This window comes from Streptomyces sp. CA-294286 (genome assembly GCF_050947155.1).
Taxonomy (GTDB): domain Bacteria; phylum Actinomycetota; class Actinomycetes; order Streptomycetales; family Streptomycetaceae; genus Streptomyces.
Map to the genome: position 1 here is coordinate 1,033,365 of NZ_CP192005.1, position 19,738 is coordinate 1,053,102.

A 19,738-nucleotide genomic window follows, 5' to 3' on the forward strand; every position below is an offset into this window, starting at 1 on the left:
GGGGGCGGTGAGCTGGCAGGATCACCGTCATGCCTGCCCTCCTGCGCCGCATCGGACGCCGTCGTGCCCTCCAGGGGGCAGTGGCCCTGCTGGCGGTGGGCGGACTGCTGCTGTGGTGGCTGCTGCCGTCGGGGCCGCCGACGCCCAAGGGGGCGATCACCTTCAGCACGGGGGTGCCGACCGGGGTGTACCAGCGCTACGGCGCCCTGCTCGAAGAGGCGCTGCGGCAGGACATGCCCGAACTGGGGGTGACGCTGCGCACCAGCGAGGGTTCGCAGGAGAACCTGGCCCGGGTCGTGTCCGGGGAGGCCGACTTCACGGTGGCCACCGCCGACGCCGTCGCGACGTACCAACGGCACGGGCGGCCGGGTGCGGAGCGGCTGCGCGGATGCGCCCGGTTGTACGACGACTACGTGCAGCTGGTGGTGCCCGAGGGCTCGAAGGTACGCTCCGTGGCCGACCTGCGGGGCCGCAAGGTCGCCGTGGGGCAGGCAGGCTCCGGGGTGCGCTTGGTGTCGAACCGGCTGCTGGAGGCCGCCGGGCTCGACCCCGAGCGGGACGTGGAGCCGGTGTCGATCGGGATCGACACGATGCCGGGGCGGCTGGAGTCGGGCGCCATCGACGCCTTCTTCTGGTCGGGCGGACTGCCGACCAGCGCAGTGCGGGATCTGTCGGAGCGCATGCCGGTACGGCTGGTTCCGCTCGGCCCGGAGCTGGTGGAGGCCTTGCAGAGTCCGGACGACACGGCGCGCTACTACCGGTCGGCGGTGATGCCGCCCGACGCCTACGCCAAGGTGCGCAACCAGGAGGCCGTGCCGACGATCGCGGTGGCGAACCTGCTGGTGACCCGGGACAGCACCGACTCTGAGCTGACGAAGCGCTTCACCGGGACGGTGATCGGGAGCCGGGACCGGATCGGCCGGCAGGTGCACGCGGCGCAGCTGGTCGATCTGCGGACGGCGATCTACACCGACCCGCTGCCGCTGCACGAGGGCGCGGCGCGCTACTACCGGTCGGCCAAGCCCTAGTAGTCGGCACCGGCCGCCCCGGGCCCCCGGGCCGTCCGGGCCGTCCGGGCCGTCCGGGCCGTCCGGGCCGTCCGGTCGTCCCTGTCCTCGTCCTCAGGGTGCCGTTCGCGGGACGGAGACCGTCACGCGCAGTCCGTGGGGTTCGTTCGCCTCGTACCGGATCGTGCCCCGGCCCGCGAGGAGCAGGGCGCGGGAGATGGACAGGCCGAGACCGGAGCCCTTGATGTTCTGGTGGCGGCTGCTGCGCCAGAACCGGTCCCCGACCCGGGTGAGTTCGTCCTCGGTGAGGCCGGGGCCGCCGTCGGCGACCACGACGGTGCAGGTGTCGCCGTCGGTGGCGACCTCGACGGTGACCCGTTCCCCGGCGGGCGTGAACTTGACCGCGTTGTCGATCACCGCGTCCAGGACACTGGAGAGCGCCACCGGGTCCGCCCAGGCGGTGACCGCTTCGGGCCCGCTGCGCCGCAGGCGTACGCCCTTGTCGTCGGCGAGCGGGGACCAGGCCGCGACCCGTTCGGTGGCCAGTTCACCGAGGTCGGTCAACTGGAGGTCGGCGGGCGCGTGTTCGGCCTGCGCCAGGTCCAGGAGGTCGTCGAGGACGCGGGCGAGGCGCTTGCCCTCGGTCCGTACGGAGGCGATCTCCTCGTTGCCCTCGGGGAGTTCGAGGGCCAGGAGCTCGATGCGCAGGAGGAGCGCGGAGAGCGGATTGCGCAGCTGGTGTGAGGCGTCGGCGACGAAGGCGCGCTGCTGCTCCAGGACGTCCTCGACGTTGTCGGCCATCTCGTTGAACGAGCGCGCCAGGCGCCGCAGTTCGGGAGGGCCGCCGGAGGGCGCGACCCGGGAGTTCATCCGGCCGGTCGCGATGCCGTGGGTGGCCGCGTCCAGCACGCGCACGGGGCGCAGCACCCAACCGGTCAGCCGGTACGCGGCGCCGATCGCCACGAAGAGCGCGGCGAACTCGCCGGCCGCGATGAGCAGCCAGTCGTGCAGGATGCGCGTACGCAGTTGTCCGGTGGGCGAGTCGGTGACCACCACGGCGATCACGTCGCCGTCCCGTACGACCGGCGAGGCCACCACGAGGGTGTGTTTCTGCCAGGGCCAGACCTGCGGCGGGTCGTGGCTGCGGCGCCCGGCGAGGGCCTCCTGGAACGCATCCTTGCCGGGTTCGCCCGCCTCCTCGACGGTCCAGTGGCCCGGGGCGGCGGCCATCGCTCCGCCGTCGCGGTAGAAGACGCCGACCTGGATCCCGTAGACCTCGTGGTAGCGGGTGAGTTCGGCCATCAGGGTGTCACGGCGCTCGTTCCTGGCGGCGGTGCGCTCGGTGACGAACTGGGCGAGGGCGGCGAAGCGCGCGGTGTCGTCGATCCGGTCGACGACCACGTGCTGCTGCTGCCCGGCGGCTTCCCGTACGGCGAGCGGGAAGCCGAAGGCGATCAGCATGCCCGAGAGCAGGATGAGGAGGAGCGGAAGGAGGCGGGTGCGCACGGAGAGTCGTTACGGGGCCTGGGCGGCACCGGGGGCGCCCGGCGGGTGCACCGCGTCGGGGGCGCCCGGCGGGGGGCTCACCGCGTCGGGGACGGCCGGTGCGGCCGGGCTCCGCGTGGCGTGCGGGGCGCCGGCGTTCGGGGAGACCAGCCGGTAGCCGACGCCACGCACCGTTTCGATCAGTGCGGGCATGCGCAGCTTGGAACGCAGCGACGCCACATGGACCTCCAGGGTGCGCCCCGTCCCCTCCCAGCTCGTGCGCCACACCTCGCTGATGATCTGCTCCCGCCGGAAGACGACTCCCGGTCGCTGCGCGAGCAGGGCGAGCAGGTCGAACTCCTTGCGGGTGAGCGGAACGGCCGTACCGTCGACGCTGACACGGCGGGTGGACAGCTCGATGCACACCGGACCGAGCCGTACACCGGCGTCCCCCGGAGCGGACGGCGTCTCGCCGGTCACCGTGCGCCTGCTCACCGCGTGGATCCGGGCGAGCAGCTCGCCCGTGTCGTACGGCTTGGTGACGTAGTCGTCGGCGCCGAGGTTCAGGCCGTGGATGCGGGAGCGGACGTCGGCGCGGGCGGTCACCATGATCACCGGGGTGCTGGTGCGCTTGCGGATCTTGCCGCAGACCTCGTACCCGTCCTGGTCGGGGAGGCCGAGATCGAGCAGGACCACCCCGAAGGGCTCCTGGCCGAGGGGCGCCCGGTCGTCGGGGAGGAACGCCTGGAGGGCCTCCTCGCCGTTGCGTGCGTGGACCACCTGGAAGCCGTGCCGGGCGAGGACGGCGGACAGGGCGGCGGCGACGTGGTTGTCGTCCTCGACGAGCAGCAGTCTCATCACCCCTCCCTTCCGCGTCGCTGATGTCGCTGTGTCGCTGGTGTCGAGTCTCCGGCCTTTGTGGCCCCAGGGCATCCACGCCGATCCGGACACTCTCCGTCAAGACCCTTCTCATCACGGCCTTGTTCCGTTATGGAGCCGGTATCCCCGCCGGGTGCCCCGTTCACGCAGAGTGTCCGGTTGAGGCCGGATCGTTATGCTCAATTTCCCCTCAGATGTACTGACGCTGGTAGCGCTGGGTGACTAAGGTCCTCCCAACCGAGGAGGACGGAGCAAAAGCCGATGAGCGGAGTTTCAGTGACCAAGGGCGCCGAGGACGCGGTACCCGCGTCGACGGACCTGGTGGTCCTGAGCAACGTCAACAAGCACTTCGGCGCGCTGCATGTGCTCCAGGACATCGACCTGACCATCGCCCGTGGCGAGGTCGTCGTCGTCATCGGACCCTCCGGGTCCGGGAAGTCCACGCTGTGCCGCACGATCAACCGCCTGGAGACGATCGACTCCGGGGACATTCGCATCGACGGGAAGCCGCTGCCTCAGGAGGGCAAGGAGTTGGCGCGGTTGCGCGCCGACGTCGGCATGGTCTTCCAGTCGTTCAACCTCTTCGCCCACAAGACGATCCTGGAGAACGTCACGCTGGGCCAGGTCAAGGTCCGCAAGATGGACAAGAAGACCGCGGAGGAGAAGGCGCGCGCCCTGCTGGACCGGGTGGGCGTCGGCGCGCAGGCGGACAAGTACCCGGCACAGCTCTCCGGCGGTCAGCAGCAACGTGTGGCCATCGCACGGGCACTGGCCATGGAACCGAAGGTCATGCTCTTCGACGAGCCCACGTCGGCGCTCGACCCGGAGATGATCAACGAGGTTCTGGAGGTCATGCAGCAGCTGGCCCGCGACGGAATGACCATGGTGGTCGTCACCCACGAGATGGGCTTCGCGCGTTCGGCGGCGAACCGGGTCGTCTTCATGGCGGACGGCAAGATCGTCGAAGAGGCCACGCCGGATCAGTTCTTCAGCAACCCTCGTAGCGATCGGGCCAAGGACTTCCTTTCGAAGATCCTTCACCACTGACGAATGCCGTTCGCACGACGACGGTTGTCGGGCAGGATCCGGCCCTGGGGCCACGAAGGCCCCGACGACCGAAGCACCACCTACGCGCTCTCATCGACGTAAGGGATGTTCACCATGAAGCTCCGCAGGATCAGCACCGCCGTCGCCGCAGCCGCGACCCTCGCTCTCGTCGCCACGGGCTGTGGCGGGGGTGGCGACAAGGGCAAGGACGGCGACAAGATCGTCATCGGGATCAAGTTCGACCAGCCGGGCGTGGGCCTGAAGACGCAGGACGGCAAGTACACCGGCTTCGACGTCGACGTGGCCACGTACGTCGCCAAGGAGCTGGGCTATTCCGCCGACAAGATCGAGTGGAAGCAGACCCCCAGCGCCGAGCGCGAGAACATGATCAGCAATGGTGACGTGAAGTTCATCGTCGCCAGCTACTCGATCAACGACAAGCGCAAGGCGAAGGTCGACTTCGCGGGGCCGTACTTCGTGGCGCACCAGGACCTGCTGGTCCGTGCCAACGACTCGTCCATCACCAAGGCCGAGGACCTCAACGCCAAGAAGCTCTGCTCGGTCACCGGTTCCACGTCTGCGCAGAACGTCAAGGAGAAGCTCGCCCCCAAGGCGAACCTCCAGACGCTCGGCGGCTACTCGGAGTGCCTCAACGGCTTGGAGAACAAGGCCGTTGACGCACTGACCACCGACGACTCCATCCTGGCCGGCTTCGCCGCGCAGAAGGAGCACCAGGGCAAGTTCAAGCTGGTCGGCCTCAAGCTCAGCGACGAGAACTACGGCATCGGGCTCAAGAAGGGCGACAAGGACCTTCAGGGCAAGATCAACAAGGCGCTCGAAAAGATGAAGTCCGACGGTTCCTGGGAGAAGGCCGTGAAGGCCAACTTCGGCCCCGCCAACTACAAGTACGACCCGGCGCCGGCCATCACCGAAAAGGGCTGAGCCAGCAGTGACTGACGCGCCGCCGGCCCCGGTCGGCGGCGCGCACCACGATCCAACAAGGAGAGATCGCGGGGCATCGTGTTCGACTTTCTTACTTCCGGGCGGTACGACCTGCTCGGTGCCTTCTGGGTGACCGTTCAGCTCACCCTCTACTCGGCAGTCGGCTCCCTGATCTGGGGAACCGTGCTGGCCGGGATGCGGGTCAGTCCCGTGCCGCTCCTGCGGGCCTTCGGCACCGGCTACGTGAACGTGGTCCGTAACACGCCATTGACGATCATCATCGTCGGCGCCCTTCTCGGCCTCAGTCAGACGCTCCAAATCAATCTCGGCGCGAGCAGCTTCGACGACATCGGTTTCCGCCTGGCCGTGCTCGGCATGGTCGTGTACACCGGGACGTTCGTCTGCGAGGCCCTGCGCTCCGGCATCAACACTGTTCCGGTCGGCCAGGCCGAGGCGGCTCGCGCACTGGGGCTCAATTTCTCCCAGGTGCTGACCCTGATCGTCCTCCCTCAGGCGTTCCGTTCGGTCGTCGCCCCACTGGCGAACGTGCTGATCGCACTGACGAAGAACACCACGGTGGCAGCGGCGATCGGAGTCGCCGAAGCCTCGTGGCTGATGAAGAACATGATCGAGAACGAAGCCGACGCGCTCTTCGCCGTCTTCGGTGTCGTCGCCCTGGGATTCATCGTTCTCACCCTGCCCACCGGACTGTTGCTCGGCTGGGTGTCCAAGCGAGTGGCGGTCAAGCGATGACTTCAGTCCTTTATGACGCACCCGGGCCCGGTGCCAAACGGCGCAACGTCATCTACACGGTCGTCTTCCTCGCGGTCTTCGCACTGGCCGCGTGGTGGGTGCTGGGCATCATGGCGGAAAAGAAGCAGCTGGACGCGGAGAAGTGGAGTCCATTCGTCACGGACTCCCGGGTATGGACCACGTTCCTGCTGCCGGGTCTCGCGGAAACGCTGAAGGCCGCTGCGCTCTCCCTGGTGATCGCGCTGCCGCTGGGTGCGATCCTCGGCATCGGCCGACTCTCCGACCACGCCTGGGTCCGCGTTCCGGTCGGTGTGGTGGTCGAGTTCTTCCGGTCGATCCCCGTGCTGATCATGATGGTGTTCGCCAGTGCGCTGTTCGTCCAGTTCACCACCGTCGACTCCGAGCTCCGTCCTCTGTACTCGGTAGTGACGGGCCTGGTTCTCTACAACGCTTCGGTCATCGCCGAAATCGTTCGGTCGGGCATCGAGTCCCTGCCCACCGGTCAGACGGACGCGGCGAAGGCCATCGGCATGCGCAAGGGCCAGATGATGCTCTTCGTACTGCTGCCGCAGGCCGTCACCGCCATGTTGCCCGCCCTGGTCAGCCAGCTGGTCGTCATCGTCAAGGACACCGCGCTGGGCGGTGCCCTCCTCGGATTCGGCGAACTGTTGTTCCAGGTGCGGCCGATCACGGCGAACTACGGTGCCAATACCATCGCCACCCTCACGGTGGTCGCCCTGATCTTCATCCTCATCAACTTCGCCCTGACCAGCTTCGCTGGCTGGCTCGAAGGGCGACTGCGCAAGGGGAAGAAGAGCACCGGTGCCATGGTCGACAGGTCGACGATGGACGCCGGCGTCCTCTGACTCCCCGGCACGCCGACTCGCCCGGAAACTCCGGTGGTTCACGCGACGTACGATGTCGCGTGAACCACCGGAGTTTCGCGTTCCCCCTCCGGCACGGCCCCCTTCCCGGACCGCCCCGGCGTACCCGTACGACCCCCGGCGCGCAATCTGCCGCAGGTAGGCCCACGACCCCTGCCTCCGTCACTTGACGCAAGCACCCGCAGTGGGTTGCATACGTTCTGTGATCGAGCACCGTGTTTCCACTACCGCTTGTGCGGTTTGTCGTGCAGCTTTCCGCTTGTTCGTACGGGGCGGAGGGGCCGCGTCGTGGACCCGGTGATCGTCGTCGGCGCCGGGCCGGTCGGGCTCGCGCTCGCCCTGTCCCTCGCCGCACAGCATGTGCCTTCTGTCGTCCTCGACGAGGGCGACGGCACGGTGGAACCGCGCACCGCCAGGACCGTCGTGCTGCGGCCGGACACCGCAGCGCTGGTCGAGCGGCTCGGTTGCGTCGATGCCCGGGACGAGGGGGCGCATTGGTCCGGATGGCGGTCGATGCGACGCAAGCAGATCGTCACCGAACTCACGCTCGGTGACGACGTGGAGTTCCCCGGCGACGGATTCCCGGACAGCGGGTACCTGTCTCCCCTGCACGTCCCGCAGCACACGCTCACCCGGGGCCTGTACGACGCCGCCACCGCCCACCCCCTCGTCGAACTCGTCACCAAGGCCCGCGTCGACACGATCGAGCAGGACGGCAAGGGCGTCACCGTCCACACCCGGGGCCCCGGCTACCTGTACTGGCGCGGCAGTTACCTGGTCGGCTGCGACGGCGCCCGCTCCACCATCCGCAAGCTCTGCGGCATCCGCTTCGCCGGCCGCACGGCGGTCGAACGGCACGCCGTCGCCGCGCTGCGCACCGAACTCCCGTGGCCCGAGACTGCCGTGATGCACCGTCAGCTCCCGTGGCGCGGCGGCGGGCCCGAGGTCACGGCCCGCCCCCTCCCCGGCGGCGTGTGGCGGCTGGACTGGCTGCTGCCGCCGCGCGGCGACCTGGTGACCCCCGATGCCCTCATCACGCGCATCCGCGACACCCTCGCCGGGTGGTGCGGCGAGACACCTCCGTACGAGCTCATCGACACCGGCGTGTACACGCTGCATCACCGTCTCGCCCAGCGGTGGCGCGAAGGACGTTCGTTCCTCGCCGGTGACGCCGCCCACCTGTTGGGCGCGCTCGGCACCCAGGGCGTCGACGAGGGCCTGCGAGACGTCGAGAACCTCGCGTGGAAGCTCGCGCACGCCCTGCACCACGACGCCTCCGACATCCTGCTCGACAGCTACGAGCAGGAGCGGCGCACCGCCGTCGCCGCCCGGCTGCGCGCCGCCGACCAGGCACTTCCGATACTGCGCGGCGGCGGCGGGCTGCGCGCGGTGCTGCCGGGAGCGGCCAGGAGCCACGACGGAATGCTGGCGGACGGGCACCTGGGCGGCGGCGCGCTGGGCGCTCTGCCCGTGTACCGGCACTCCCCGTTGGCCGCCCCGCCGCGCGGGGATGCGGACGCGTCCGTCGCCACCGAGCCCGGCGCACCCGTGGAGGACGTGCGCGTCACCGCGCCCGACGGCACCGCCGTGCAGCTCCGGGACCGGCTGGGGCAGGCCCACTTGCTGGTGGTGCTGGTCGCGCCGGGCACCGGGGTGTGGGACCGGCGGCACTGGATGACGGCGGGGGTGATGCCGCGGCTGGCGACGGCGGTCACCGCCCTGCCCGTACCGGCGGAGCTGCTCGTCGCGGAGGGCTATCCCGGGGCCACGGCGCACACCGTGCTGCTCGTACGCCCGGACGGGCACCTCGTCGCGGCCTTCGACGGGGTGCGTCCGGCGGAGCTGTACGCGGCGGCGGACGCGGCGCGCGGCGGCGCACCCGAAGATCCGGAGGCGCCGGAGGCGCAGGAGGCGCAGGCGTCGCAGGAGGACGTCTCCGTGGTCACCGTGCCCACCGATCGGACCGCGGACATCAATTGACCGGCCCAGGCGCACGTGGTGTACTCCGGAGCATGAGCGACACCGATGTGTGCCTGTGGCGGAGGGTCCATATGGACCTGGTCCGCTACGCGGGCTGCGTCTGTCGCCCGTTCTGCTGAATTCGCCCCTTCCTCCGCGTGCGGTGTCCCGCCCTCCGCCTCTTCGGGCTCTGCTTTTCCAGTGAGCTCAGCTTCGAGGCCGCGGCACGCGTGCGCGTTCGCGAACCTCTCAGGACGGTCTTTCCCGTGACGCTCCCGGTACCCGTGTCCCTTGCCGAACCCGTGCACCCCCCTGCGCGCGCCCTGACGGCCGCGCCGACCCCGGCCCACCTCCTCGCCTTCGTACGGCGGATCGCCGCCGACACCGTGCTCGTCGGCTCCCTCCCACTCGATCCGCAGGGGCGCACCTGGGTGCGTCTCGACGGGCCGGCCGGCAGCGAGGCCTGGCTCATCGGCTGGCCACCCGGGGCGGGTACGGGGTGGCACGACCACGGCGGTTCGCACGGCGCGTTCGCCACGGCGGCAGGTGCGCTGACCGAACAGTCGCTCGCCGCCCGGCTTCCCACCGAGGGGTGGGAGACATGGGAACTGGCCCAAGGGGTGGACAGGGAGAGGGAGCTGACGGCCGGTCGCGGACGGTCCTTCGGCGAGCACCACGTGCACCAGGTACTCAACGAGTCCCAGAGCACACACGCGATCTCGGTGCACGCCTACCATCCGCCGCTGCCGCTGATGCGGCGGTACAGCCGTACGGGCGGAGTACTGCGGCTGGAGCAGGTCGAGCACCCGGAGGAGTGGCAGTGAGCAGTGGGGAAGAACATCATATTCCGGTAGGAATCGATGAGTTGTTGGAGCGGGTACGCGCCGGTCTGGTGCGGGTGGGGCCGCAGGAGGCGTACGAGGCGGCTGCCTCGGGCGCTCTGCTGGTGGACATCCGGTACGCGGCGCTGCGCGAGCGGGACGGGGTGATCCCGGGCGCCCTGGTCGTCGAGCGCAACGAACTGGAGTGGCGACTCGACCCGCAGGGCACCCATCGGGTGGCCGAAGCGACGGGACACGACGTACGGATCGTGGTGCTCTGCAACGAGGGGTACGCGTCGAGCCTCGCGGCAGCCTCCCTGCACCGACTCGGTCTGCACCGGGCCACAGACCTGACCGGCGGCTTCCAGGCGTGGCGGGCTGCGGGGCTACCGGTCACAGAGGCACGGGGCGGGGCCTAGACATCTGCGGGACATGCACCGCCGGGGGGCCGCGAGACGGACGCCGGGGCCTGGGAGCCAGGTCCGGCGTCGAAGGCACGCCCGAAGCGGGGCGGGGGCCCAGCGGGCGGAGGGCCGAGCGGGGCGGGGGGCCCGATCCGAGGGGCCGGACGGGGAGGCCGGGCGGGGGCCCAGCGGGCGGAGGGCCGAGCGGGGCGGGGGGCCCGATCCGAGGGGCCGGACGGGGAGGCCGGGCGGGGGCCCAGCGGGCGGAGGGCCGAGCGGGGCGGGGGCCCAGCGGGCGGAGGGCCGAGCGGGGCGGGGGCCCAGCGGGCGGGGGGCCGAGCGGGGCGAGGGGCCCGATCCGGGGGCCGGGCGGGGAGGCCGAGCGGAAGGCGAGCCGGGGGACGAGCGGGGTGAGGCGTCCGAAGCGGGGAAGGGCGTGCGAGCGGGGCGAGGCGTGCGGAGCAGAGCGGAGCGCCCGAGCAGGGCAGGGCGCCCGAAGCAGGGAAGGCGCCTGGACCTGGGACGGACGCCCGGACGTGAACGGCGTTCTCCGGGCGCGTCCGCACGTCGGCCCCCGCACGCTCTCCGTCCGCGCGGCCTGTGCCCGTGGGCGCCGGACGCCCTGCGAGAGCCTCCTGTGGGCGCACCCCACGGAGGCGTCCTGCGAAGGCGTCCCACCGAAGGTGTCCTCCCGAGGCGCGTCCCACCGGAAGCGTCCTCCCAAGGGCCTGTCCCGCCCCGCGGGCGTGGCAGCCGTCCCTCCGCCGGGCGTCGCGCTGCGGGCCCGCTGAGCGCGGTGGGCCCTGCGGCAGGACGTCAGAACAGTTCGGGGTCCAGGCCCTCCGTGTCCTCTCCCTCTTCCTCCAGGGCACGGCGGACCACCCGTAGGGCGAGCCCCTCCGGATAGCCCTTGCGGGCGAGCATTCCCGCGAGGCGGCGCAGCCGCTTGTCCCGGTCGAGCCCCCGGGTGGAGCGGAGCTTGCGCGCGACGAGTTCGCGGGCGGTCTCCTCCTCCTGGTCGGAGTCGAGCTGTCCGACCGCCTCGTCGATCAGGCTCGGCTCCACGCCCTTCGTCCGCAGCTCGCGGGCGAGCGCACGGCGGGCCAGCCCCTTGCTGTGGTGGCGGGACTCGACCCAGGCGTCCGCGAACGCCGCGTCGTTGATGAGTCCCACCTCTTCGAAGCGGGACAGCACCTCGTCCGAGACGTCCTCGGGGATGTCCCGCTTGTGCAGGGCGTCCGCGAGCTGCTTGCGGGTGCGCGGGGTGCCGGTGAGCAGGCGCAGGCAGATCGCGCGGGCCTGCTCGGCCGGGTCCTGTGGTTCCTGGGACCGGCCCCGGGGAGCCGGCTTGTCCATGTCCCTTCCCCCGTCGCGGCCGGAGTCCCGGGAGGAGCCGGAGCCCCGGGACGCCCAGGACGACCGGGACCCCCGGGAGCCGCTGCGGCTCCTGCCGGGCGTCCCGAACCCCTCGGGCGCGCCGGATGCCCGGTCCTCCCCGGAAGTTCCGCGGGCCCCGGAACCCCGGAAGGCTGCCGAGGGTCCGTGGTCCGCTGGTTCCCGAGTGCTCCAGGGGAGCCGGGGCGGCCCGTCGGGCTCCCCGGTCTCCCCCGCGCCGCCGTGTGCGCCACGTCCGCCGTACCCGGCGTCACCGCCGGGTACGGCATGGCCGCCGCGCCCTTCGTGCGCGTCGTCCGTGCTGCCCGGCCAGTCCGTCCTCCGGGTCATGGACTAGCCCTTGGCTGCGGTGGCCTTGGCCGACTTCGCCTTGGCCGCCGCCGGAGCCGGTACCGACTTCGCGTCGGTGGCCGCAGCGACACCTGCCACGGCCGCGTCGGGCTCCGCCTCGGCGGCTTCCGGCTTGGGCTTGATGCCGACGCCCAGCTTCTCCTTGATCTTCCGCTCGATCTCGTCGGCGAGGTCGGGGTTGTCCTTCAGGAAGTTGCGGGCGTTCTCCTTGCCCTGGCCGAGCTGGTCGCCCTCGTACGTGTACCAGGCGCCCGCCTTGCGGACGAAGCCGTGCTCGACGCCCATGTCGATCAGGCCGCCCTCGCGGCTGATGCCCTGGCCGTACAGGATGTCGAACTCGGCCTGCTTGAAGGGCGGCGCGACCTTGTTCTTGACGACCTTGACGCGGGTGCGGTTGCCGACCGCGTCCGTGCCGTCCTTAAGGGTCTCGATGCGGCGGATGTCGAGCCGAACCGAGGCGTAGAACTTCAGCGCGCGGCCACCGGTCGTGGTCTCCGGCGAGCCGAACATCACACCGATCTTCTCGCGGAGCTGGTTGATGAAGATCGCGGTGGTCTTGGACTGGTTCAGCGCACTGGTGATCTTGCGGAGCGCCTGGCTCATCAGCCGGGCCTGGAGACCGACGTGCGAGTCGCCCATCTCGCCCTCGATCTCCGCGCGCGGCACGAGCGCCGCCACGGAGTCGATGACGATGAGGTCGATGGCGCCGGAGCGGACCAGCATGTCCACGATCTCCAGGGCCTGCTCGCCGGTGTCCGGCTGGGAGAGGATCAGGTTCTCCGTGTCGACGCCGAGGGCCTTGGCGTACTCGGGGTCGAGCGCGTGCTCGGCGTCCACGAAGGCGACGGTGCCGCCGGCCTTCTGCGCGTTGGCCACGGCGTGCAGCGTCAGGGTCGTCTTGCCGGAGGACTCCGGCCCGTACACCTCCACCACACGGCCGCGCGGCAGTCCGCCGACGCCGAGCGCGATGTCCAGCGCGGTCGATCCGGTGGGGATGACCTCGATGGGGTCGTTGGGGCGGTCGCCCAGGCGCATGACCGCGCCCTTGCCGAATTGCCGTTCAATCTGTGCGAGCGCGGCGTCCAGCGCCTTCTCGCGGTCGGTGCCTGCTGCCATGGCTTCCACCCGGTTTGCTTGATTCGATCGCTTCACGTCAATGACGCTAACGCCTGCCACTGACAATCGGCCTCGGCGTGCTCCTGACCTGTGGATAACCCCGGACAACCCCGTGGGAACCGTTGGGCTCACCAGCAGGCCGCACTCCCAATATGAATGGATGTTCGATTTTACTGTCAAGCGCGCCACGCCCGGCCTCCGGGACCGGGTCCCCGCCTATCCTTCGAGCATGGCCCTCCCCTCCCGCGTCCGCGGGCTCCGCGCGTTCGCACGGCCCGCCGGGCGCGCGGCGGACGCCGCGGTGACACTCGCCGCCGTCCTGCTCGTGACCGTCTGGACCCTGGTCGCGATGCGGTACGAGACGGAGACCACGGGGCGCGCCCTGATCGGCTGGGCGCTGACCGCGGTGGGCTGCGGCGCGCTCTACTTCCGCCGCAGGTGGCCCGTCGCGGTGGCGGTCGTCACCCTGCTCGCCTGCGCCGCGTACTACCCGCTGAACGTCTACGACGGCCCGCTGATGGTCACCTTCGCGCTGGCCCTCTACACGACGTCCGCCGAAGGCAGGCTCGTCGCCGCCGTCGCCCTCGCCGCCGTGACGCTGCTCGCCGTGGGATTCGGCGAGGCGGGCCGGAGCGAGGGCCACCGCCAGATCGACAACGTCTCCCTCGCCATGCTGGCCGGCTGGCTGATCAGCCTCGTCGCTCTCGGCCGCGTGCAGCACACCCGTGCCGCCTACCTGCGCGAGGTGGAGCAGCGGGCGCTGGCCGCCGAGCGCGAGCAGGAGGCCAGGGCGCGGCAGAGCGCCACCGAGGAGCGGCTGCGGATCGCCCGTGAGCTGCACGACGTGCTCGGGCACAGCATCTCGCTGATCAACGTCCAGTCGAGCGCCGCGCTGCACAAGCTCGGCAAGGGGCCCGGCCCCGCCGTCGCGCTGGCCGCCGCCGAGGAGGCGCTGACCGCGGTGAAGGCCACCAGCAAGGACGCTCTGCGCGAGCTGCGGTCCACCCTGGGCGTGCTGCGCCAGGCGGACGAGGCCGCACCGACCGCCCCCGTGCCGGGGCTCGACCGGCTCGACGCGCTGGTCGCCGGCGCCAGGACCGCGGGCCTGGACGTCCGGACGCACGTCGAGGGCACCCCGCGTCCCCTCCCCCCGCCGCTCGACCTGGCCGCGTACCGCATCCTGCAGGAGTCCCTCACCAACGTCACCCGCCACGCGCGCGCGTGCCGCGTCTCGATCACCCTGGGGTACGCCGACGACGCCGTACGCCTGACGATCGAGGACGACGGGGACGGCGCGCCCGACGCGCGGTCCACGGGCAGCGGCATCCTCGGCATGACGGAACGGGCCAGGGCGTTCGGCGGCGAGCTGACCGCACACGACACGGCAGAGGGTTTCCGGGTCGAGGCCCGGCTGCCCCTTGAGGAGCACGCATGACGGGCCGTACGGCGTACCCGGGGGCGGTGGGCAGGGACCGGGCGGTCCGGGTGCTGCTCGCGGACGACCAGACCCTCGTACGGGCGGGGTTCCGCTCGATCCTCTCCGACGAGGACGACATCGAGGTGGTGGGCGAGGCGTCCGACGGCGAGCAGGCCGTGGCCCTGGCCCGCGAACTGCGCCCGGACGTGGTGCTGATGGACATCCGGATGCCCGGCACGGACGGTCTGGAGGCCACCCGCCGCATTTTTGCCGACCCGCGCCTGACCGACGTGCGGGTGGTCATCCTGACCACCTTCGACGTCGACGACTACGTGTACGGGGCGCTGCGCGCGGGGGCTTCCGGGTTCCTGCTCAAGGACACCGAGCCGATGGAACTGCTGCACGGCATCCGGGTGGTGGCACGCGGCGACGCGCTGCTCGCACCCGCGGTCACACGCCGGCTGATCGCGGAGTTCGCCGGCCGGGTCGTGCGGCCGGATCCGAGCCCCCGCCTGAACGCGCTGACCGAACGGGAGCGCGAGGTCATGGGCCTCGTCGGGGCCGGACTGTCCAACGACGAGATCGCCCGGCGGCTGGTCCTCTCCCCCGCGACCGCGAAGACGCACGTCAGCCGCATCATGACCAAGCTGGACGTGCGGGACAGGGCGCAACTGGTGATCCTCGCCTACGAGTCGGGGATGATCGTGCCGGGCTGGCTGGGGTAGCGCCCGGGGGACGACCCCGAGACGTTCCCGGGGTCCTCCCGCCCCCGGGGACAACTCACGGAGTACGTGCGGCGCCCCGGACGCAACCAGCGGGGTACCGCAGGTGTCGCCGAGCGGCCGACGCCCCACCCCCCGCCGTGCGCCGACGCTGTGGGCGTGGCAGTACACATGCACGACCTCGTCGCACGGCACCTCCTCGCGCAGGCCCCTCCCGTACCGGATCCGGAGACGGTGGACCTCGCGCGGCTCCAGTTCGCCCTCACGGCGGGCGGGCACTTCCTGTTCGTCGCCCTCACCCTGGGACTGGCGGTCGTCGTGGCGTGCCTCCAGACCCGGGCGACGTTCAGCCGCAGCGCGCTGCACGCACGGATGGTGCGCTTCTGGGGGCAGTTGTACGTCATCAACTACGCGGTGGGAATCGTCACCGGCATCGTGATGGAGTTCCAGTTCGGCATGAGCTGGAACGGGCTCACCCACTACGCGGGCAACGTCTTCGGGGCGCCCCTGGCGGTGGAGACGGTCGCCGCGTTCTTCGTGGAGTCGACGTTCCTGGGGCTGTGGATCTTCGGATGGCACCGCTTCGGCCGGTGGGTGCACCTGGCGATGATCTGGGTCGTCACGCTGACCGCCCTGCTGTCGGCCTACTGGATCCTCGTCGCCAACGGATTCCTCAACCATCCCGTGGGCCACGCCGTGCAGGGCGGTCGGCTCGTGCTGGCGGACGCCGGGGCGCTGCTGACCAATCCCAGCACCCTGCTGGCCTTCGGGCACATCCTGGGCGGGGCGCTGCTGACGGCCGGGTTCTTCGTCGCGGGGGTGAGCGCGTACCACCTGTTCCGGCGCTCGTCGGAGTGGGAGTTCTTCGGGAAGAGCCTGCGCGTCGGGGTGTTCCTGGCGCTGCCCGCGCTGTTGGTGACGGCGGCCTTCGGTGGCGTGCAGTTCGCTGAGCTGGCGTCGCTGCAACCCATGAAATCGGCCGTGTTCAGCCAGCAGGCGGCCGAAATGGCGCGACTCCAAGCGGAACTGACCGCCCGTTACGGTCCCGGCGACTACGTGCCCTCCGAGGCGTGGACCAGGGGCGGCGGGCTGACGATGCTGATCTCCTTCGCCCTGATGCTGTACCTCGGCATCGGCAACGTCGTTCTCGCGTCCCTCAGGGCGACGCTGTACCGCTTCCGCTTCTGGCACCTGCTCCTGATGGCGGCCGTGCCGCTGCCCTACCTCGCCATGATCAGCGGCTGGATCTTCCGGGAGGCAGGCCGGCAGCCCTGGGTGGTCTACGGACTGCTGAAGACCGAGGACGCGGTCTCGGGGCTCTCCCCGGGCACGATGCGGGCCTCCCTGATCACCTTCACCGTGCTGTTCGCGCTGCTGATCGCCGTGAACGGGTGGCTGCTGCTGCGCTGCGCGCGCCGGGGCCCCGTCGACGCCGGACTCGGCCACGACGACCGCGAGGACACCGAGGAGCACGCACACGCCTGCGCCGTACCGCTGCCGCTCGCACGTTACTGAGCATCCTCCGCCCCTCCCCCCTCTCTGAGGAGACCCGTCGTGGAAACCCTCGCCCTCGCTCTGCTCGGCTTCTTCGCCGTCGGCTACTTCGTCCTCGGCGGAGCCGACATCGGCACCGGCATGCTCCTGCCCCGGTTGGGGCGGGGCGACGCCGAACGGCGTCTCGTACTGGCCTCGTTCGCACCGTTCTTCCTCGGCAACGAGGTGTGGCTGATCGCGACGGCCGGGCTGCTCATCGGGGCCTTCCTCACGCTCGAAGGGGAGTTGCTGAGCGGGCAGTTCCTGGTCGTCCTGCCGCTGCTGACGGGCTGGGTGGTGCGTGACGCGGGGCTGTGGCTGCGCGGGCGCACCGGCGGGCGGCGGTGGCGGGCGGTCTGCGACGCGGCGGTGGCGGGCGGGAGCTGGGCCGTCGCGCTGTCCTGGGGGTGGCTGCTGTGCGCACTGTTCACGCAGACGCCGGGCAGAGTCGCGACGGGGCCGGCCGCCGTCCTGTGCGCCCTGGCGGTGGCCGCGCTGTTCGCGGTGCACGGGCTGGGGTTCGCGGCGCTGCGCCTGACGGGCGCGCCGTACGAGCGGGCCCGGCGGCTCGTCGGGCGCGGCGGTCCGTGGCAGTCCTTCGCCCTGACCTCCGTCCTGATGGCCGCGGTCGTCCTGTCCGCCGGTGCGGGGCTGCCGTGGGCCGCCTCCGCGGCGGACGGCGCGACGCTCGCGCTGCTCGTGCCCTCGCTGTTGGTGATCACCGCGCTGATGGTCGTCGTCCAGACGTGGATGTGGCACGCCTTCCGGAAGCGGGTGACCCGGCCCTCCTACCTCTGAACCGACGGGCCCGAACGCCGCGGGCCTTGCTGCCGCACCCCTTTTCCTTCCCGTTCTCTTGAGGAGTTCGCATGACCATTCTGGGCAAACAACCGCCACCGACCCGCCGCGACAGTGTCTTCGAGCGTCTCGCCGCCTTCTCGCACACGCACCGCTGGCGCGCGCTCGTCCTGTGGGTGGTGCTGGTCGCCGCGCTCACCGGTGCTTCCGTGATGGTCGGCAGCGCCTACCACAACGACTTCTCACTGCCCGGCACCGACTCCCACCGGGCACAGTCAGTACTGGAGGAACACGGCTCGGCGCAGGCGGACGCCACCGTGCAGGTCGTCGTCGAGGCGCGGCGGGGAATCGCCGACCCCGCGGTGCGCGGCAAGGTCGAGGGGATGCTCCGCGAGGTCTCCGGGCTGCCCCGGGTCGCCGACGTGCGCAGCCCGTACGAGGACCCGGCGGCCGTGTCCCGGAGCGGGACCGTCGCGTACGCCACGGTGACCCTGGACGGAAGGGAGCAGGACGTTCCCGCCGAGGACGTACGCCGAGTCGTCGCGGCGGTCGACGCCGCCGACGGCGACGGGGTCACGGCGGCCGTCGGAGGCGGCGCGGCCCGTCACGCGGAGGAGGGCGGCGGCGGGGCGGCGGAGGGTGCGGGCATCCTGGGCGCGCTCGTGATCCTGGTGTTCCTCTTCGGTTCGCTGATCGCCGCGAGCCTGCCGGTGCTCACCGCCCTGTTCGCGGTGGGCAGTTCGGTCGCCCTGATCGCGCTCGCCTCGCACCTGGCGAACGTCGCCGACTTCACGCCGCCGATCATGATGCTGGTGGGGCTCGGCGTCGGCATCGACTACGCGCTGCTGATCTTCTCCCGCTACCGGAGCGAACTGCTCAAGGGCGCCGTGCCCGAGCAGGCCACCAGGACGGCCCTGGACGCGGCCGGCCGCACGGTCTTCTTCGCGGGCTGCACCGTGATCATCGCCCTGATGGGCCTGGTCGTGCTGGGGCTCGGCTCGCTCCAGGGCGTGGCCCTCGCCGTCGCCCTGACGGTGCTGGTGACCATGGCCGCGTCGCTGACGTTGCTGCCCGCCCTGCTGGGCCTCTTCGGCGGGCGAGTGCGACGTCAGGTCACTCGGCGCGCGGCGAGGTCGAAGCGCGTCGAGGGGGCCGGCTGGCGGCGGTGGGCGACCGGCGTCCAGCGCAGGCCGGTGGCCGCCCTCCTGGTGGCCGTGGTGGCGCTCGGCGCGCTCGCGGTTCCGGCGCTGGACATGCGGCTGGGGTTCGCGGACGCCGGCAACGACCCCAGGACCTCGTCCAGCAGGCAGGCGTACGACCTCCTGACCGAGGGCTTCGGGCCCGGATTCAGCGGTCCGCTGATCGTGGTGGCCGACGGCGGCGGCCAGGAGGCGGGCGCGCGGCTGCGCGAGACGCTCGACGGCACCCCCGGCATCGCGGCGGCCGCCGGGCCGGTCCCCACGAAGGACGGCGAGGTCTTCACCGTCATCGCCTTCCCCGACACCGCGCCGCAGGACGAGGCGACCTCCGAGCTGGTGGAGCGGCTGCGCGCGGAGGTGCTGCCACCCCTTGAGGAAGCGAGTGGAGCGGTGCTGCTGGTCGGCGGGGCGACGGCCGCGACCGAGGACTTCGCGGCGACCGTGTCCGACCGGATGCCGCTCTTCGTGGTGATCGTCGTCGGCCTGTCCGCACTGCTGTTGCTCGTCGTTTTCCGATCGGTACTCATCCCTGTCAAGGCGGCGCTGCTCAACCTGGTGTCGATCGGCGCGGCCCTCGGGGTGGTCACTCTGGTCTTCCAGCGGGGCTGGTTCGGGGTACAGGCGGGGCCCGTCGAGGCGTTCATCCCGGTGATGATCTTCGCGATCGTCTTCGGGCTCTCGATGGACTACGAGGTGTTCCTGCTCTCCCGCATCCACGAGGAGTGGCAGCGCACGCAGGACCCGCAGGGTGCGGTGCGCGAGGGGCTCGCGGCGACCGGGAAGGTGATCACGGCGGCCGCGGCCATCATGATCGTGGTGTTCGCGGCGTTCGTCCTCAGTCCGGACCGGATGCTCCAGCAGTTCGGTCTGGGTTTGGCGGTGGCCATCCTGTTGGACGCCGTGGTCATCCGCTGCCTGATCGTGCCCGCGGTGATGCAGCTGCTGGGCCGGCGTGCGTGGTGGCTGCCCGGACCGCTGCGACGGCTGCTCCCGAAGGTGGAGCTCGAACGCCATCCGTAGGACGGG

The 19,738-nt window shown here is 71.3% G+C and carries 17 protein-coding genes and 1 pseudogene; 14 read left to right on the forward strand and 4 right to left on the reverse strand.

Annotated elements, in window-relative coordinates; genetic code table 11:
* The first annotated feature begins 29 nt into the window (after positions 1-29).
* Complete coding sequence (locus ACQPZG_RS09255; RefSeq protein WP_433545351.1) at positions 30-1,028, forward strand: TAXI family TRAP transporter solute-binding subunit; 999 nt, start codon at positions 30-32, stop codon at positions 1,026-1,028.
* Positions 1,029-1,121: 93 nt separating this feature from the next.
* Here the strand turns inward: ACQPZG_RS09255 and ACQPZG_RS09260 are convergent, their stop codons facing one another.
* The gene (locus ACQPZG_RS09260; protein ID WP_433545352.1) at positions 1,122-2,513 is read right to left on the reverse strand and encodes a sensor histidine kinase; all 1,392 of its coding nucleotides are present in this window, start codon (positions 2,511-2,513) and stop codon (positions 1,122-1,124) included.
* A 132-nt stretch (positions 2,514-2,645) separates the two neighbouring features.
* Positions 2,646-3,350, reverse strand: a pseudogene (locus ACQPZG_RS09265) (response regulator transcription factor); the annotation flags it as partial.
* 282 nt (positions 3,351-3,632) lie between these two features.
* Between ACQPZG_RS09265 and ACQPZG_RS09270 the strand changes: the two are divergent.
* The 8 genes from ACQPZG_RS09270 (at position 3,633) to ACQPZG_RS09305 (ending at position 10,196) form a co-directional block, all read left to right on the forward strand.
* Positions 3,633-4,418, forward strand: coding sequence for an amino acid ABC transporter ATP-binding protein (locus ACQPZG_RS09270; protein ID WP_185026682.1), 786 nt, complete (start codon positions 3,633-3,635; stop codon positions 4,416-4,418).
* Positions 4,419-4,532: 114 nt separating this feature from the next.
* A complete protein-coding gene (locus tag ACQPZG_RS09275) occupies positions 4,533-5,360 on the forward strand; it encodes a glutamate ABC transporter substrate-binding protein (protein ID WP_433545353.1) in 828 nt (275 codons plus the stop codon).
* A gap of 78 nt (positions 5,361-5,438) precedes the next feature.
* On the forward strand, positions 5,439-6,113 hold the full coding sequence (locus ACQPZG_RS09280; protein ID WP_433545354.1) for an amino acid ABC transporter permease: 675 nt from the start codon (positions 5,439-5,441) through the stop codon (positions 6,111-6,113).
* A complete protein-coding gene (locus tag ACQPZG_RS09285) occupies positions 6,110-6,979 on the forward strand; it encodes an amino acid ABC transporter permease (protein ID WP_433545355.1) in 870 nt (289 codons plus the stop codon). Before ACQPZG_RS09280 ends, ACQPZG_RS09285 begins: the two co-directional genes overlap by 4 nt.
* 306 nt (positions 6,980-7,285) lie before the next feature.
* Positions 7,286-8,977 carry an FAD-dependent monooxygenase gene (locus ACQPZG_RS09290; protein ID WP_433545356.1) on the forward strand — a complete coding sequence of 564 codons (1,692 nt, stop codon included), beginning with the start codon at positions 7,286-7,288 and terminating at the stop codon, positions 8,975-8,977.
* Between the two features lie 32 nt (positions 8,978-9,009).
* Entirely contained in the window at positions 9,010-9,096 is an 87-nt protein-coding gene (locus tag ACQPZG_RS09295; RefSeq protein ID WP_433549329.1) for a putative leader peptide, read from the forward strand.
* Positions 9,097-9,222: 126 nt separating this feature from the next.
* The gene (locus ACQPZG_RS09300; protein WP_433545357.1) at positions 9,223-9,780 is read left to right on the forward strand and encodes a cysteine dioxygenase; all 558 of its coding nucleotides are present in this window, start codon (positions 9,223-9,225) and stop codon (positions 9,778-9,780) included.
* Positions 9,777-10,196: a rhodanese-like domain-containing protein gene (locus ACQPZG_RS09305; protein ID WP_433545358.1), complete on the forward strand. Its 420-nt coding sequence runs from the start codon at positions 9,777-9,779 to the stop codon at positions 10,194-10,196. The genes ACQPZG_RS09300 and ACQPZG_RS09305 overlap by 4 nt, the downstream gene beginning before the upstream one ends.
* An 801-nt stretch (positions 10,197-10,997) precedes the next feature.
* Here ACQPZG_RS09305 and recX read toward each other — a convergent pair.
* Positions 10,998-11,906, reverse strand: a complete 909-nt coding sequence (recX, locus tag ACQPZG_RS09310) for a recombination regulator RecX (protein ID WP_433545359.1) — start codon at positions 11,904-11,906, stop codon at positions 10,998-11,000.
* A 3-nt stretch (positions 11,907-11,909) separates the two neighbouring features.
* Positions 11,910-13,043: a recombinase RecA gene (gene recA, locus ACQPZG_RS09315; RefSeq protein ID WP_433545360.1), complete on the reverse strand. Its 1,134-nt coding sequence runs from the start codon at positions 13,041-13,043 to the stop codon at positions 11,910-11,912.
* Positions 13,044-13,272: 229 nt separating this feature from the next.
* Here recA and ACQPZG_RS09320 point away from each other — a divergent pair, with 229 nt between their 5' ends.
* The 5 genes from ACQPZG_RS09320 to ACQPZG_RS09340 all read left to right on the forward strand — a co-directional run bounded on the left by ACQPZG_RS09320 (position 13,273) and on the right by ACQPZG_RS09340 (position 19,732).
* A complete protein-coding gene (locus ACQPZG_RS09320) occupies positions 13,273-14,478 on the forward strand; it encodes a sensor histidine kinase (protein ID WP_433545361.1) in 1,206 nt (401 codons plus the stop codon).
* Positions 14,475-15,185: a response regulator gene (locus tag ACQPZG_RS09325; RefSeq protein ID WP_433545362.1), complete on the forward strand. Its 711-nt coding sequence runs from the start codon at positions 14,475-14,477 to the stop codon at positions 15,183-15,185. The genes ACQPZG_RS09320 and ACQPZG_RS09325 overlap by 4 nt, the downstream gene beginning before the upstream one ends.
* A gap of 156 nt (positions 15,186-15,341) precedes the next feature.
* Positions 15,342-16,697, forward strand: coding sequence for a cytochrome ubiquinol oxidase subunit I (locus tag ACQPZG_RS09330; RefSeq protein WP_433545363.1), 1,356 nt, complete (start codon positions 15,342-15,344; stop codon positions 16,695-16,697).
* Positions 16,698-16,736: 39 nt separating this feature from the next.
* A complete protein-coding gene (locus tag ACQPZG_RS09335) occupies positions 16,737-17,513 on the forward strand; it encodes a cytochrome d ubiquinol oxidase subunit II (protein ID WP_433545364.1) in 777 nt (258 codons plus the stop codon).
* 71 nt (positions 17,514-17,584) lie between these two features.
* On the forward strand, positions 17,585-19,732 hold the full coding sequence (locus ACQPZG_RS09340) for an MMPL family transporter (protein WP_433545365.1): 2,148 nt from the start codon (positions 17,585-17,587) through the stop codon (positions 19,730-19,732).
* The last annotated feature ends 6 nt before the right edge of the window (positions 19,733-19,738 follow it).